Annotated in this window: 11 protein-coding genes; 6 read left to right on the top strand and 5 right to left on the bottom strand. The window is 48.2% G+C overall.

The annotated features are described in order from the left end of the window. Positions 1-93 precede the first annotated feature (93 nt). The gene (locus BBEV_RS17315) at positions 94-231 is read right to left on the bottom strand and encodes a hypothetical protein (protein ID WP_157100898.1); all 138 of its coding nucleotides are present in this window, start codon (positions 229-231) and stop codon (positions 94-96) included. Positions 232-400: 169 nt separating this feature from the next. Between BBEV_RS17315 and pgsB the strand changes: the two genes are divergently transcribed. From pgsB to BBEV_RS01715, 5 genes are all read left to right on the top strand, one after another. Beyond that, a complete protein-coding gene (gene pgsB / locus BBEV_RS01735; protein WP_084007463.1) occupies positions 401-1,660 on the top strand; it encodes a poly-gamma-glutamate synthase PgsB in 1,260 nt (419 codons plus the stop codon). Between the two features lie 34 nt (positions 1,661-1,694). After that, on the top strand, positions 1,695-2,153 hold the full coding sequence (gene pgsC, locus BBEV_RS01730; protein ID WP_069363890.1) for a poly-gamma-glutamate biosynthesis protein PgsC: 459 nt from the start codon (positions 1,695-1,697) through the stop codon (positions 2,151-2,153). An 18-nt stretch (positions 2,154-2,171) separates the two neighbouring features. Further along, positions 2,172-3,467: a CapA family protein gene (locus tag BBEV_RS01725; RefSeq protein ID WP_069363889.1), complete on the top strand. Its 1,296-nt coding sequence runs from the start codon at positions 2,172-2,174 to the stop codon at positions 3,465-3,467. After that, complete coding sequence (locus BBEV_RS01720) at positions 3,464-5,359, top strand: gamma-glutamyltransferase family protein (protein WP_069363888.1); 1,896 nt, start codon at positions 3,464-3,466, stop codon at positions 5,357-5,359. Before BBEV_RS01725 ends, BBEV_RS01720 begins: the two co-directional genes overlap by 4 nt. Before the next feature lie 164 nt (positions 5,360-5,523). Beyond that, positions 5,524-6,819 carry an ABC transporter substrate-binding protein gene (locus tag BBEV_RS01715; protein ID WP_069363887.1) on the top strand — a complete coding sequence of 432 codons (1,296 nt, stop codon included), beginning with the start codon at positions 5,524-5,526 and terminating at the stop codon, positions 6,817-6,819. A 71-nt stretch (positions 6,820-6,890) separates the two neighbouring features. Here BBEV_RS01715 and BBEV_RS01710 read toward each other — a convergent pair whose 3' ends face one another. The 3 genes from BBEV_RS01710 to BBEV_RS17530 form a co-directional block, all read right to left on the bottom strand. Further along, a complete protein-coding gene (locus BBEV_RS01710; protein WP_069363886.1) occupies positions 6,891-8,225 on the bottom strand; it encodes a C40 family peptidase in 1,335 nt (444 codons plus the stop codon). 162 nt (positions 8,226-8,387) lie between these two features. Continuing rightward, positions 8,388-9,017 (bottom strand): hypothetical protein, encoded by a 630-nt coding sequence (locus BBEV_RS01705; RefSeq protein WP_069363885.1) that lies wholly within the window; start codon positions 9,015-9,017, stop codon positions 8,388-8,390. Beyond that, the gene (locus tag BBEV_RS17530; RefSeq protein ID WP_198155044.1) at positions 9,017-9,205 is read right to left on the bottom strand and encodes a hypothetical protein; all 189 of its coding nucleotides are present in this window, start codon (positions 9,203-9,205) and stop codon (positions 9,017-9,019) included. Before BBEV_RS17530 ends, BBEV_RS01705 begins: the two co-directional genes overlap by 1 nt. Before the next feature lie 29 nt (positions 9,206-9,234). Between BBEV_RS17530 and BBEV_RS17875 the strand changes: the two genes are divergently transcribed. Continuing rightward, a complete protein-coding gene (locus BBEV_RS17875) occupies positions 9,235-9,363 on the top strand; it encodes a hypothetical protein (protein ID WP_267887772.1) in 129 nt (42 codons plus the stop codon). A gap of 53 nt (positions 9,364-9,416) precedes the next feature. Here BBEV_RS17875 and BBEV_RS01700 read toward each other — a convergent pair whose 3' ends face one another. Beyond that, entirely contained in the window at positions 9,417-15,944 is a 6,528-nt protein-coding gene (locus BBEV_RS01700) for a leucine-rich repeat protein (protein WP_069363884.1), read from the bottom strand. Between the last annotated feature and the right edge of the window lie 157 nt (positions 15,945-16,101).

The raw sequence follows: 16,101 nt of genomic DNA, 5'->3' as shown, positions 1-16,101 counted from the left end.
TTTGTCCAAAATTTCTCTTCCTTTCGCCAACCCCTGGATCAGAATCTGTATTTGGCGTAACACCCCATACTTTTTCAACAAGATAATGAACGGCTAGCGATCATGAATCGCACTCCCTTCCTGCAAACGGTCTGATGGTTTTTTCGCATTATACTGCGATCTCAAGACGTTCCAGTCGTCTTCCTCCACCTGCTGAACGGGATTCAATTGCAGGTATACCAGCCAATCCACCGCCCTCCTTTTATGACAATCATATTAAAAAAGCATGTAATTCTTCGGGAGACGGTGTTTTCATAGATCACTTTAGGGTAAAATAGTTAAGAATGCTTTAAAAGTTAAGATTGCGTTAAGTGCATGTCATGGATTGCTAATCAGGAGGTTTGTACAAGTGAATGAACTGATTTATTTATTATTTTTCGCAGGCATTGTTCTCTCCATTGGAATCCGGGAGCGGAAAACTATGCGCCGGAATATCCGGAGAATCCCCAACCGGATCCTCGTCAATGGCATTCGGGGCAAGTCTACGGTTACCCGGCTTGTGATGGGTATTTTAAAAGAAGACAAACAGCGTGTCGCAGGCAAAACCACCGGGACATCCCCGCGTCTGTTTTACTGGGACCAAAACGACGAAGAACCCATTGTCAGAAGCCTTCAGGGCGCAAATATTTCTGAACAGAAATTCATCACCCGGCAGGTCGCCAGAAGGTCTGTCGATGCTTTTGTGACCGAATGTATGGCCGTCAACCCTGACTACCAGGCGACGTTTCAGGATCACTTTGTCCAGTCGGGGATTACCATCATCACCAACGTCGTCGAAGATCATCTCGATGTCATGGGACCGACCCTTGATCAGGTCGCCGAAGCGTTTGCAAGCACAATTCCGCATGATGGGTTTCTGATTTTATCACCGTCAGAGTACGAGGGTTACTTCAGGAAAATCGCCGACAAACAAAACACCAAAGTGTATATGGCAGATCCTGACGCCATCGATGAAGATTATTTGAAACAATTTCCCTATATGATGTTCCCGGAGAACGCTGCTCTCGGCCTTGCTCTTGCAGAGGTTCTTGGGATTGACGAAGAGACGGCTCTGAACGGCATGCAGAATGCACCGGTTGATCCGGGCGCGATGCGGGTTCACACCCTGGGTGATGAACGCAAGCCAAGCTTTTTCTATAACGGCTTTGCCGCAAACGACGCCTCATCGACCATCAGCATCTGGGAAAAAATTCAGGACCTGCACCCCGATACACCGCATCAGGCGGTGGTGATGAATTGCCGGGATGACCGCATGGACCGCACGATTCAGTTCGCCGAAGAAGTCCTCCCCCGCCTTCAGACCGGAACGCTGATCCTGACAGGACGAGGGGTATCCCCTGTCGTTGATGCCTATCAACGAGGCGATATACAAGCTGATCATATGATCAATATGGAAAAACAACCGGCAGAAAAAGTGGTCAACACACTGCAAAACTTACCGAAAGACAGCGTCATTTTCGGCATCGGCAACATTCACGGCGGTGGCGAAGAGCTCGCGCACCTAATCGAACAGATCCATGCAGATGATGAACCCGATCGCTCTCATCTGCCGAGCCGAATGCGCGACCGACAAGTTGCGAAGGGAAAACGCTTCGAGCTTGAACCATCCAAATCATCATAATCAGCCGCTGTACTTATAAAGGAGATGTTTACTCGTGTTTGGAACAGATTTATATATCGCCATCGTCATCGGCGTGCTTTTATCATTAATATATGCGGAAAAAACCGGCGTCGTCCCTGCAGGGCTCGTCGTACCGGGGTATATCGCCCTCGTCTTCGATCAACTCTTGTATTTGACGGTCATCGCCGTCATCAGCCTGTTGACGTACCTCATCGTGAACCAGCTCATCAGCCGGGTGACGGTATTGTATGGCAGACGGAAATTCGGTGCGATGCTCACGGTCGGCATCCTGCTGAAAATGGCATCGGACTATGCCTATGGCTATCCACTGGGGATTCCCTTCGAGATGATCGAGCTCAGAGGCATCGGCGTCATCGTCCCTGGGCTCATCGCCAACTCCATTCATAAACAAGGCGTGCTGCCGACCTTTTCATCAACCCTCGTGATCGCCTTCTTCACCTTTGTTCTCGTCAGTGCGTATCAGTTATTTTAGTACAGGAGCGTTTCTTCTATGAATAAAAAACTATCATTTACCGACAGGTTAAAACTCAGACATCTGCATCACCGTAAAAACGCCGTGCGCGACTCCCTGATCGCGCTCGCTCTTTTAAGCGTGCCTTTTTTTGGCCATCACCTTATCTTCGCCCATGAACCGGCGGAAGAGACGCGCGATGAAAACGTAACGGATCGCCTCACGATGACCGGTGACATGATGCTTGGCAGACATGTACACGAAGCTGCTGAGAAAAGCCGGGAAGACGTGAGCCGCACCTTCGACTATGTCCGCACCTTTTTTGACGAGTCGGACTACGTGACGGGAAACTTTGAGTCGCCGATCCTGGACCCTGACTTTGAGGACTACGATGACGGGCATGAATACCCTGATTTTGAAACACATAAAGAGGAATCCAAACTCCATAATAAACTCATTCAGTTCTATGCAGAGCCCTGGGCCGTTGACGCCCTTGAGACAGTCGGATTTGACAGCGTCTCGCTTGCGAATAATCACACCATGGATTATGGCGATATGTCGCTGCAGCACACGCTCGCGCATTTTAACGATTCACCGGTTGAAGCCCTTGGTATCGGTGATGCCATCAATATCAGTGAGGACGAACGGGAAGGCGGTGCGCAGGATGCGGCCGATGTGAAATACGTCGATCTCCCCAGCGGGATCCGGGTTGCCATTGCCGCCTACACGGAAGTGAAGGTGATTGGTTTTGACGCCCAGGAATATGTTGGTGGCGTGATGACCTATGAAAACATCGACGTGCTCAGAGACCGGATGCAAGAAGCCAAACTGCCTGAATCCGAAGGTGGTGGCGGTGCAGATGTATTGATCATTCAGGTTCACTGGGGACAGGAATACCAGGTCGGGTACAACGATGACCAGGAAGAAAAAGCCCAGTACCTTGCCAATTACGGCGCGGATATCGTGCTTGGCCACCATTCGCACGTCCTTGAACCTGTGACCCTTGTTGAGGGGATCGATGGCAACCAGACCCTCGTCATGAACAGCATGGGCAACTTTGTTTTTGACCAAGGGTGGTCACGGACAAAAGAAACGGCACTGGCACAGCTGGATTTTCTCGAGGATGGGTCGAAAAACCTGTCCTTTGTACCGATGTACATCTCCGATACGAAACCCCGTGAAACGGACGGGTTGTCAAAGCGGTACAGGGATTTCCGGATTTTCCGTACGCTGAATAAAGAACTCGATCGTAGCTTGTGGGAAATCGAAGATGGACGGCTCCACATCGACCTTGATGAAGCCGGGGTCATGGAAGGAGTGGATCACACGTCATGAAACATTACAAACGCTATCTGAATACCACCTACTCCCTTGCCAGCCTGATCCTGATCGGCCTCATCGCCTGGACCTTCTACTTTCAAGATGAGTTTGACATTTACCGGGAACCCTATGTAGGCGGCGACTTCGAAGAGCGGCAGCAGGACAGCATTGCCATCAGTTCCAATGAATCTGATCCCATGCCGGAGAGCGACAACAACAATGCCAACGAGGAAAATCCGGCAGCGGAAGACGAGCTCGAACCCTTCCCGGATATTTACGGCGTCAGTGCCATCCATCCGCTGGCCGCGGAAGAAGGCATGAAAATTATTGAAGAAGGCGGGAACGCCATCGATGCAGCGATTACCGTATCGTTTGTCTTAAACGTGGTTGAGCCCTACGGATCCGGTATCGGCGGTGGCGGCATGATGCTTGCGCACGAACGGGGCGAAGGGGCCGTCACGTATGATTACCGGGAGGCCGCACCTGTCACGGGCACTGCTGAAAGCCCGTTTGCTGTTCCAGGTCTCGTGAAAGGCATGGAGAAGGCGTTTGAAGAACAAGGCTCCGGGAATATCCCCTGGGAAGATCTGCTCGAGCCCGCTTACGAATACGCCAGTAGGGGATTTGATGTAGGTCAGGTACTCCATGAACAGCTGGCCAACTATACCCGCTACGTGCAGTTTGACACCCAGGCAACCCGTGATCTCTATTATCCGGGCGGTCAGCCGATTCCCGTGAATGACACCCTCGTCCAAGAGGAACTCGCCGAAACACTGAAACGGATTATGGAAGAAGGCGCTGCGGATTTTTATGAAGGGGAAACCGCCCAGGCCATGCAGGAAGCCTTTGGCTTCAACGAAGAAGATCTGACAAGCTATGAAGCCGACGTCACCGAGCCGGTCAAGGCAGAGTCTGAGAACTACAGCATATTCGGTGCATCGGCACCGTCATCCGCAACGGTTGTGCTCCAATCCTTCCTGATGGCTGAACAGCTTGACCTCAGTCAGGTATTGGCTGAAGACGACTACAACGCCCTCAGCGAACAAGAGGATGACCCCAGGGTTGGGCATCTGATGAATGACAACGATCACCTGCATTCCTACATTCACTTAATGACTGAAATTACGGATACCGCCTATCAGGAACGGCTCGACAACCTCGGCGATCCGGACTTTGAAACGATTGAACAAAGCGACTTTACCAGTCAGGAGACGATCGACCGCCTGCTCGATCAACTCTACAACGGCTCCAGCGCTTCCCGTGTTCCAGGGGATACGCTCGCCTTGCATGATGCACCGGGCGAAATCAACGATTCCCGGCACACCACCCATTTCGTCATTCTCGATCAGGACGGCATGATGGTCTCTGCCACGAATTCCGTCGGGCAGTTCTTCGGTTCCGGCCATTACTCTGACGGGATCTTCATCAACAGCCAGATGGCGAATTTCAGTGGTGACGATACATCACCGAACAGTTTTGCACCCGGCAAACGACCGCGAACCTTTGTCTCACCGGTGATTCTTGAACAAGACGGCCAGGCCGTGCTCGGTATGGGGTCACCCGGCGGGCGACGCATCCCGGCTATGATCTTCCAAACCTTGATGCAGTACGAATACGGTCAAGCGGGCGGGGAACGGGTCACGCTCCAGGAAGCCATTGAGCACCCTAGGTTCTATACCGAAGACGGCGTTGTCCATGTGGAGGAACGCCTCGAAGCAGCCATCAACAGCCGCCTTCGCGGTGAAGGCACCAACATGCGCTACACGGTCATCGAACACGGCTCCCCGCTCTTTTACGGCGGCATCCAGAGCCTCGGGGTCGAAATGAGTGACGGGAACGTCGAGAACCTCTTCGGTGGCGGTGACCCGCGCCGGCGCGGCGTCTGGCAAATCGAATCCGCCGAATAAGCAGGGAAAAGTGAATCATGGCACGCTTGCCTGAAGACAAGGACGAACAATCCCCGGTCCAACAAGACCGGGGATTGTTCATCTCACGTCCGAATTGAAAAGAAGAAGCAGATTCTGTTAAGCTGAAGTCAATGTGAACCGATGCACGAAAAGGAGACTGCCCTATGAAAAAGAGATCGTTATTCGCGCTGGCACTTGCTGCCAGTTTAGGGGCTGCGGGCTGCGGCCCCGCCGCTGAACCGGATCCAAACCACAACATCAACGATGATGCCACCGATCAGTTTGGTGATGAGGATCGGGACATCGAGCTGACCTTTTCGTATACCGGCATGGATTATGTCCCGCTGGTTGAAGAATACGTCGAAAAGAACCCGAACATCACCGTCACGATCCAGCGCCTGGAATCTGAAGATCACCACCGGAACCTATTTACTGCTCTGTCTGCCGGTGCAGGTGCCCCTGACCTCGTCTTGATTGATTACACGGAAATTGAAACTTATAAAAATGCCGAGAACCACTTTATGAACCTCTATGACCTGGGTGCAGAAGACGTCGAATCCCGCTACCTGGATTGGGTGTGGAACATTGGTACAAATGTCAGTGGCGATTTTTCACTCGGAATCCCCGCAGCCATTGACCCGACTGTCCTCTATTACCGAAAAGACGTCTTTGAAGAGGCCGGCTTACCAAGTGAACCGGCTGACGTAGATGAACACCTGGCATCATGGGACGATTACGCCGATGCGGCTGAAACAATCCTCGCTGAAACAGGTAAACCCATGGCGCCAAACCCGGAGATGATCTACCACGCCAAGCGTGATCAAGCACCTGAATACTATTTCAACGAAGCCGATGAGCTCATCATCGAAAACGATTCGTACGCAAAAGATGCCTATTTCAATACCATAGACTGGATGGAAGCAGGCTACATCGATCAGTTGCTGATCGGGTCCTCGAAGTGGTGGGGTTCAATGAAGGAGGGCTCCTATGCCACATTGCCCGCACCGGCTTCGATGCGAAATGAGATTCAAACCAATGCACCCGACGAATCAAACTGGCGCATCGCCCACATTCCAGAAGGCGCAGGAAACCAAGGTGGCGCATGGCTCACCATCCCAGGACAGACCGATCACCCGGAAGAAACCTACGCCTTTTTGGAATGGCTCACCGAACCGGAACAACAACTCCGTCTCTTCAAGGAACAAGGCGTATTCCCGCCAAATCTCGCGCTCTATGAGCAAGAAGAGCTGAACGACATGGCGGGCTATTTCGGCGATCAGTCACCTGGACAACGCTTTGCCGAGGCTGCGACGACCATTGAATCCGTGCACCGCGGCCCACGTTTTTACGCTGTCAACGAAGAGATCACCATCGGATTGGAGAACGTGTCGCGAGGTGAAGATTCAGATGAGGAATGGGATGAAATTCTTGATCGGATCAACCGGCGCATTGACAGATAACCATCATCTAAAACCATGCATAAAGGACTGCTGAATTATGTGTCAATTCAGCAGTCCTTTTAGCTTGCGTTTTAATTCACTCTGACAACGACTCCCTGGAAACGTTCTGCCCAGTAGCCTGAAGTCATATCCGCCACGGCAACGCCGGTTGAGGACTGGGCGCCAAGAAACTGGCCATCTCCTAAGTAGATGCCGACGTGCCCGTTTGTTTTATACGTATTGAAAAACACGAGATCCCCTGGCTGCATCTCATCGGCAGAAACACGCTGACCTGCGTTTAACTGCGCGTCTGTTGATGCAGGTAAATGGATACCGATTTGCTCAAACGCCCATGATGTAAATCCGGAGCAGTCAAAGCGGCCGTTTGCAATGTCACTGGCTGAACGTCCACCGCCAAATACATATGTGGAGTTACCGAAATACTGCTGACTCGCACTCATAATGGTCCCCAGTGACCCTGAGACGCCTGATGAAGCGGCTGCCTGCGAACTTCCACTTCCGCCGGAATTACTTGAACTGCTTGAACCGTTCGAACTGCTCGAACTGCTCTGATTTTGCTGGGACTGTTGATCAGCCTCTTCTTGCGCTTCTGCTTCTGCCTGAGCTTCCGCTTCCGCCTGTGCTTCTTCTTCAGCAATCCGAGCCTGTTCCGCTTCGATCCGTTCCATCAGGTCTGCTTCCTGCGCCTCAAGGTTTTCTGCGTCTTCCGTCAGGTCAGCGACCATCGCTTCCTGGTCAGCACGCATCGCTTCTGCCTCGTCCTGCAGGGTTTCCTGTTCTTCCCGTTGATCTTCCATGTATTCAACCATCCCTTGAAGTTCCGTCTTCTCCTCTTCAAGGTTTCCGAGCTCTGACTCATGTTCTTCCTTCGTCGATTCAAGCTCGATTTGAATTTCTTCCAGTTCATCTATGAAGTCCTGATCCGCTTTTGCGATCTGCGACACCGTAAATACGCGGCTGATAAAGTCAGCAAACCCTTCGGCTCCCATGATCACTTCAAGGTATGAGGTGGTTGGTCCGCCGTCACGCTGGTAGGAGCTTGCCCGTTCTTTCAAGAGATCCATCCGATCCTCAATGTCCGCTTCAAGCTCTGCCATTTCATCTTCGAGTTCCGCGATATGTTCTTCTTTTTTTGCGATCTCGTCTTCCGTTTCAGCTACTTTTTCCTCGTTTCGCTGCAACGCTTCTTCAATCTCTTCGATCTCAGATTCTATTTCTTCCACTTCCGAGATCGACGCTGCGAGTTCTGCCTCCGCTTCTGAAAGTTCCGATTCCACCTGTTCCAATTGATCCGAGACATTATCCCGCTCGTTCTCAAGACCGGATGTCGCTTCTGTAACGCCCTGGTAACCCAAAAGACCAACTGCTAAAACCGCTCCACTGATCAATGCTTTTGTCTGCTTCATCACTTTCATCCCCCTGTTACTCTTACATAAATGTTATGTCTACACAGGAGTGAGAATAACATCCATCTCATAACAAAAACATCATAGGGAGATTAAAAGTGTATTTCAAAGAATTACATCCCTGTAACAACATTTTAAAAGCTTCGAACCGATGCGTTGATCTCAATCTAATCTGCGTTTTGTCAATCGTCGTTCATAATCTTGCAAAAATCGTCGCCTCATCGATTTCTCTTCAACCGGTTCACCGCAGTCCAACTTGTCATCTGTTATGTTCAACACAGCTGTCAACGGCCATTCACTTCCTGTTGCCAGGTGAAAAACACGGGTCATACGGGGCATCCCTTCCCGCAAATACCTGTGAATCCGCACCTTTGATCCCGATTTTTGAAAACGCACGTGGCAAAGACTGCGGACATCGACCAGTTGATGCGCTGCTTTCACTGGAAAGTCATACAACCGAAAGAACTGTTCATCGCGGATCAGGCCTTTCAAATACAATTCCCACAAACGATCTTCACCGGTTTTATTGGCCGCTTCGGCTTCAGTGCGCCATAAAAAGAGGCCCTGATGATGCCCGTCCAACGCAGGTGTTCGTTCTTCAATCATCCACAATACCCGGTAATTCTTCTTTTTGAAGTAGATCCGTCTCTTTCGAACCTCTTCAGCCGTTTTCTCATCCTTTTCCCGGGTGATATTCGTGATGACGGCGATCCCCAGCGCTTGACCATTGATCGTCAGATGCAGATCAGGGGAGTACGAAAAATCCGGACAGGCCTCATAGCCCCGGCTCACTAGTATTTTGCTATCCGCTGGCTGATTTGCATGAAAATGATCAGCTCTGCTACTATCAGCGCATGCTGATCATTTTCACGGTGACATTGCATTGCATAAACTTCTTTTGGTTCGTTCATAACCAGATTCACCTCAAATATTTTTGTCTTTTCAGCATATCTTGAAGCCTCGCGAATTACAATCTTCAACAGGGTTTCACAAACGATTCCGCCCGCTAATGAATGACAGATTAAAACTTGAAGACATCTCGGCTTGGCGCCACGGAATGGCGAAAGCCTTCGTTGCCGTTATCCTTTATTCCTTTAGAGAACGTAAACAGTTCCAAGAAGTATGCGAAGAGCCCTGACCCATCATCTTTCGATAACGGGTCAGGGCTCGGCTGTTCCAATTCACATGTCATTATTCTGGTTTAGCTGCTTTTCGCATTCGAAGTGTCAGAAGGAATGCAAGTACAACAAGCAGAACACCTGCCATATACAGCATGACATTCACATGTTGGTTCGTTTGCGGCAGGGTTTCTTCTTTTTCTTTCTCATCTTTCTCATCTTTTTCTTCTCTCTCTTCTTTCTCCTCATCTGTATCTGAATCATCCGGTACGGTGACATCCGGGTCTTCCTCCACTTCCTCCTCAAGGACAACCACATCAATGCTCACTGCATTGAATTCATCCCCGATGCCGTCTTGAAGGATACCTGCGAAGGCATAGGCCCCGTATGTTTCGCCGTCAAATTCAGGAATCGGTTCTTTCCACTCGATGGCAAACGTTTCTTCTGTACCATCTTCATACGTCACAGTGGCTTCTTCCGGCAGATCCAGTTCGCTTTCTGGTGTTCCAAATGGTACTTCAATCGGATCGAACTGTTCCACCGCTATCGGCATCGGGTCAGATACTGTGACGGTGAGATCTGCTGTCAGGCCAACCGGATTGGTGATCATATCAAGCAATGCTTCATCTTCTGCAAGAACGACTTCATTGCCGTTATTCTCATGAGCTTCCACATCCGGTGTTCCAGTGAATGCGTAATCTCCTGCTGTGTCCCCGTCATAGGCTGGATCGTCCTCTTCCCAGATGACAGGCACCTCAATGTTCGAACCATCATTGAGCGTCACGTCGAGCTCTTTCGGCAGTGATACATCACTCAGTGCCGTTCCATAGCCGACATGCATTGGATCAGGATCCACGATGTCCGTGATCACCGGTGCTTCAACGGTCACCGTCATTTCCGGCTGCAAATCGTCCGGATTCATGATCATATCCGGTTCAGCGAGCAGCTTCATCACGCTAAACGCCGATACACTTGATAAAGCATCTGCCCCGCTCTCAGGCATGAGCATTCCGGTAAAGACATAATCACCGGATTGCTGATCATCATACGGTGGTGTCCCGTCATCCCAAACTACCGGGACATCCTGCGTACTGCCATCATTGAGGGTCACCTCAATGTCTTCAGGAAGTGGCAGGTCCTCACGCTCTGTACCAAAGGCCACTTCCACCGGATCCAGCTCCGTCACACCTGTCACTTCTGCGGGACCCACTACAATCGTGATCGCCGCTTTTTCATCCTCAGGATTCACCATCCCGTCCGACATTTCCAGAGTACCAGTAAAGGCATAGCTTCCCGGACTTGTTCCGTCGTAGGCCGGTTCACCGTCATCCCAGTTTACCGTCACATTCTTATTGGATTCATCCGAAAGCTGAACCTCCACTTCTTCAGGGAGGGGCAAATCCGACATGGATGTTCCGTAATCCACTGTCATTTCACTTAGCGCGGTGACTTCCATGATTTCAAGATCGACGACATGGACCACCTGGGATGCACCAAAAGAAGATGGATTCTCTATGTCATCCGGAAGATCAAAGGTTCCGGTGAAGGAATAGGCCCCTATATTTTCGCCATCATACTCGGGTTTGGCGTCGTCCCATGTGACCGGTACGGAATCGAAGCTGCCGTCATTCAACTCCACATCCACCTCTTCAGGCAATGGAAGATCAGCTTTTTCTGTTCCAAAAACAACATCCACGTCCTCCAATACCGGCGGTGCAGTAATCAGCAAATTGATCGGTTCAAAGGAATATCCTCTATTTTCTGTAAGATCTTTCGCCGTTGAAGGATCGTAACCGCGAATCACAAGATCTTCGCTATCCTCAACATTATTTCTAAATGGATCGATATTCTGTTCAGGATCTGTCTCACTCGATGGTCTTACCTGTAATCCCGCTTCATCGTTGAGTATTTCCACATACTCAAGCTGATTGCCATAAAATGCGTTATTCCATACAATGGTAATATTCTCTGGTATCGTGACACTGGTTAAATGGTTATGACCAAATACATCGGAAGATAAAGTGGTCAAATTTTCTGGTATCGTCACTTCTTCAATTTGATTATATTGGAATACTGCACCTGAAATACTTTCCACCGACTCAGGTAAATCCAATTCTTCGATGCCGTTGGCTAAAAACGCCCAGGATTCGATTTCTTTCAGGTTTTCGTTAAACGTAACACTTTCCATGCCATTTGACTGAAAAGCACGTATTTCTATATGGGTCAGCTCTTCGGGCAGTGTGACGTGATCAAGGGAATTAAATTTAAATGCCCTTTCTTCAATACGCTCCACAGTGTCCGGTATATCGACACTTGTCAGCCCCATATCATAAAAGGCACGTTCACCGATTGCTGTAACAGGACCCCCTTCGATTTCATCAGGGATCGTAACGTCCGCTTGCGATCCTGTATATTCAGTGATCTTTACCGTGCCATCGTCACGCTCTTTCCATTCAAAATCGAGTATCACCTCGAATGTGTGGCCGTATTCATCAGCGTATACTTCTGCTGTGGATGGATCGTAACCTTCAACAACCAGGTCTGTTGGGTCGTCCTGATTATCAAGGAAGACGTCTTCTCCAAATGCCAGATCCCGGTTCATAAATCTTACCGAATCCAGCTGATTGTTTTGAAACGCACGATCTCCAATCGTGTCGATCTCATCTGGAAAATCCGCTTCCGTCAGTTCATTATCCCTGAACGCATTATTGCCTATCTCCGTTAATGAATCAGGGAAAGTCACCTCGGTTAACTCATTGGTTCTGAATGCACCAAAGTTGATCACTTCTAGGCTCTCTCCAAAAGAAACACTTGTGAGTCCGCTGTTCAGAAAAGCTGAAAAGCCGATCCCTTCGAGGCTGTCGGGAAGCTCCAGATCCCCGATATTGTTACCTTGAAACGCCAGCGGTCCAATCGATTGCAGCCCTTCAGAGAACTCAACACTTTCCAGATCGTTACGTTCAAATGCGGAAAGCGATATGGATTCAACCGTTTCCGGGATCTCAACACTCGTTAAAATGGAATCGCTGAAGGCCTCAAAGCCGATTCCTGTAACGTCTTTTCCGTTAATTTCTGAAGGGATCGTCACATCTGTGTCCGTCCAATTGTAGCCCGTAATTCTGACGGTGCCATCTCCACGGTCCTCCCATTCAAATTCCTGTAAAACTGCGAAGCTATGTTCATACGCATCGGCATAATCTTTCGCTGTAGACGGATCATGACCTCGTATGACCAAATCCTCTGAGTCCGTTTGATTGTCTTCAAAAACATCATCACCAAAATCCATCTGATCATTTTTGATTATCACATCTTCTATCGCATTCTCCGCGAATGCCTCAAATCCAACTTCATCAACGCTTTCTGCAATGTCTGCTTTGACTAACTCACCGCGTATAAATGCTCTGAAGCCAATATTTTTGATGTGATTTGGAATGGTGATTTCAGTCAACTCATCAATTCCAGCAAAAGCATAACTGTTTATTTCCTCTGCTTCTGATGCAATGTCACCGGATGTTGTACCCAGGACAATAGCAGTTCCATCCTTTGTGTATAACCCCGCTTGATTGACATCTTTAAAATCCTGGTTATTTTGATCCACTTCAATAGATTCAATTGGATTTTCTATAAATGCATGCCATCCAAAACTTTCAATTCTTTCTAATGAAGCAGGTAATGCAATGCTGGATATATCATTATTAGTAAACGCATTACTGGCAATTTCTGTGACCCCTTCAGGAATCGTAATACTCGTCAACTCATTATTCCTGAAAACGTTCGTGTGAATTTCGACCAAGCTATCTGGCAGTGATACACTTTCCAAATTGTTATCTGAAAATATACCAATGTTAAGTGCCGTTAATTGATTTGAAAAATCAACTTCTGTCAGTTTATTATCGTAGAACGCTCGGTATTCGATTTCGACCACACTATCTGGAAGATCAACACTTGTCAGTTGATTAGCTGAAAATGCAAATTCTTTTATTTCTTCCACTGTATCAGGTATGGCAACTTCTGCTAAGCCTTTATCACTAAATGCATAATCACCGATCACTGTGACATCTTTCTCATCAAGTTGCTCCGGAATCTCCACATCGGTATTGCTTCCCGTGTAATCCGTTATGGTGACCGTTCCATCGCCATTGTCCTCCCATTCGAATTCGAGAATCGCTTCAAAGGTATGACCATTTTCACCGGCATACACTTCTGCTGTGGAAGAAGTATACCCCTCAATGATTACATATTCCGGATCCGTTTGGTTATCTTCAAACACATTATTACCCAGGTCAAGATCTGGATTGATAATGGTCGCACTGTCGATCTGGTTGTCGAAAAAAGCTCTGAAACCAATGCTATTTACGTTTTCCCCTAGATGGACACTTGAAATATTATTTCTTCCAAAAGAAGATGCTCCGATTACTTCCAGACTGTCCGGAATATCCACTTCTTCAATGTCATTATTCAGGAATGCTGATGTCCCGATAGACGTCAGCCCTTCTGAAAATTCAACACTGGTTAAATCATTTCCATTGAAAGCACTTGACGGGATCACTGCAATCGTACCTGGAATGACAACACTTGTCAGGTCCTCATTTTGAAATGAATCCTCTTCAAGTGCTGTGACCGTTTTCCCGTCAATTTCATCAGGTATGGAGAGATCTGTATCAGCGCCTGAATAGTTGCCTGTGTACCCGGTGATGGTAACGGTGCCGTCACTGTTCTCTTCCCACAGGAAATCGTCTTCAGGGCCAAACACCTCCAACACATCAAATGTATGACCATACTCATCCGCATACGTTTCTGCCGTTGATGGTTGATAACCTGATATTATTAAATCAGAGGCTTCTGACTGGTTTCCCTCGAATACATCATCTCTTAAATCAAGGGATGGGTTTTCAATCGTCACTTGTGTTAATTCATTATTTTGGAAAGCCCCCGTTCTGATGGACTCTGTCGTATCCGGAATGACCAGTTCTGTCAGCTGATTGTCTTCAAATGCACTACTGTTTATTGTTTCAAGCCCTTCCGGAATGCTCAATCCAGTCAAATTGTTATCCGCAAAAGCTGAATTTCCGACAAGCCAGAGATCATCATGAAAATGAACCGTCAACAGGTTGTTCGATTCAAATACGCCTGTGTTTATCGCTTCCAGGCTCTCTGGAATGGTCAATTCTGTTAATTCGTTTCCTTCGAAGGCGTTATTCCCAATGAATGTAACACCTTCTGCAAGGTTCAGTTCAGTTATTGCATTAAACTGAAAGGCATCTGACCCGATTTCCTCAAGTTCTGAACCGGTTGTCAGCGTGTCAATGTCATTATTCCGAAAAGCACGGTCTCCGATTTCGACGATTTGACCCGGTAACAGCAAACTCGTCAATTCATTGCCGTTAAATACATCAGATCCAATCTCGACAAGACTGTCCGGCAGGTCAAGGTTTGAAATCTGATTATCACGAAATGCGTTCCAGCCGAGTTCCTCAACTCCCTCGGGGATGTCGACTTCGGTTAATGCATTGTTTTGGAATGTACTTCTTGGTATCTCTGTCAATCCGTTCCCAAAAGTAATAGCTGATATCTGATTATCCAGGAACACGAATGAGCCCATTTCACTTAAACTGTCAGGGAGAACTACAGTGGTCAATTCATTCATTTGAAATGCCCTGTGATCAATCTCCTCAACGGCGTCCGGAATCACGATGTCACTGAGATGATTTCCGTAAAATCCCCGCACTTCAATCGTTACAAGTGATTCAGGCAGTTCCACATCAGTAAGATCCTTTTCCCGAAAAGCATTTTCACCAATAATCGTTACTGTATGACCTTCCAACTCCTCCGGAATGACAATATCTGTATCGGATCCGGTATAATCAGTTATGGTATATGTCCCATCGCCGTTTTGAACACCCTCAAAATCACTGTCTGAGAGGAGTTCAACAGGATTGTCCGAAGCAGTACTGAAAGCGTTGGTTTCTTCTTTCTGGTCGCCTTCTACTTTATCTTCCTGATCTTTGTCCGATGATGTTTCCTCTTCGCTATCCATGTTTTCTTCGTTTATTACTTCATCGTTTTCCGTGCTACTTTCCTGATTATCTTCCGTTTCATCCGCGTCAGATGCCGATTCGCTTGAGTCCTCTTCATTTGACCCTTCACTTCCAGAAGTTTCTCCTTCGTCTGCATCTGTTTCATTTCCGGATTCCTCTTCCACAGCATCCTCTGAAACATGGGATTCAGAACCGGATGTATCATCTGCATCCGTTTTGTTTTCCTTTACGGCTTCTTCAGATTCCTCACTATCTTCAGCATTCAGATTCTCTTCTTCCGGAGCTTCTTCCTCTGCTTCTTCTTCATTATGATCTGTTGACTCCTGGTTTTCTTTTTCTTCCTCAGAAGTCTCTTCATTCACTTTTTCCTCTTGCGTTGCTTCATTTTCAGCATTTTCCGTATTCTCGGACCCAACACCCTGATCCTCCGGTTCTTCGTTATCTTCAGCTAATGTACTGAACGGACTGAACGTCAGTGCCAGACAAAAGAATACGATGAGTGATTTCTGTCGTAAGGCACGCTTACGACGTTTTATACTCCTATGATCTATGCGATTCCTCAATGATGGACAACCCCTTTCTTGATAGATTTATTTGTACCTCCCTAGATTAACAATTAAAGGTTAAATCAACGTAAAATTTCCTGAATAATTAATCAATTTATTTTGTTTTTTATCTGAAAAACCAAACCGGCTCCGCCTGATGAGCAGGCGGAGCCGG

It is taken from the genome of Salisediminibacterium beveridgei, from assembly GCF_001721685.1.
GTDB lineage: Bacteria > Bacillota > Bacilli > Bacillales > Salisediminibacteriaceae > Salisediminibacterium > Salisediminibacterium beveridgei.
This window is presented reverse-complemented; position numbering and strand designations above follow the sequence as displayed.

Coding starts and splice junctions, on each gene's coding strand:
- BBEV_RS01725 (WP_069363889.1), top strand. CDS start 2,172: ATGAATAAAAAACTATCATTTACCGACAGGTTAAAACTCAGACATCTG.
- BBEV_RS01720 (WP_069363888.1), top strand. CDS start 3,464: ATGAAACATTACAAACGCTATCTGAATACCACCTACTCCCTTGCCAGC.
- BBEV_RS01715 (WP_069363887.1), top strand. CDS start 5,524: ATGAAAAAGAGATCGTTATTCGCGCTGGCACTTGCTGCCAGTTTAGGG.
- BBEV_RS01710 (WP_069363886.1), bottom strand. CDS start 8,225: ATGAAGCAGACAAAAGCATTGATCAGTGGAGCGGTTTTAGCAGTTGGT.
- BBEV_RS17875 (WP_267887772.1), top strand. CDS start 9,235: ATGAATGACAGATTAAAACTTGAAGACATCTCGGCTTGGCGCCACGGA.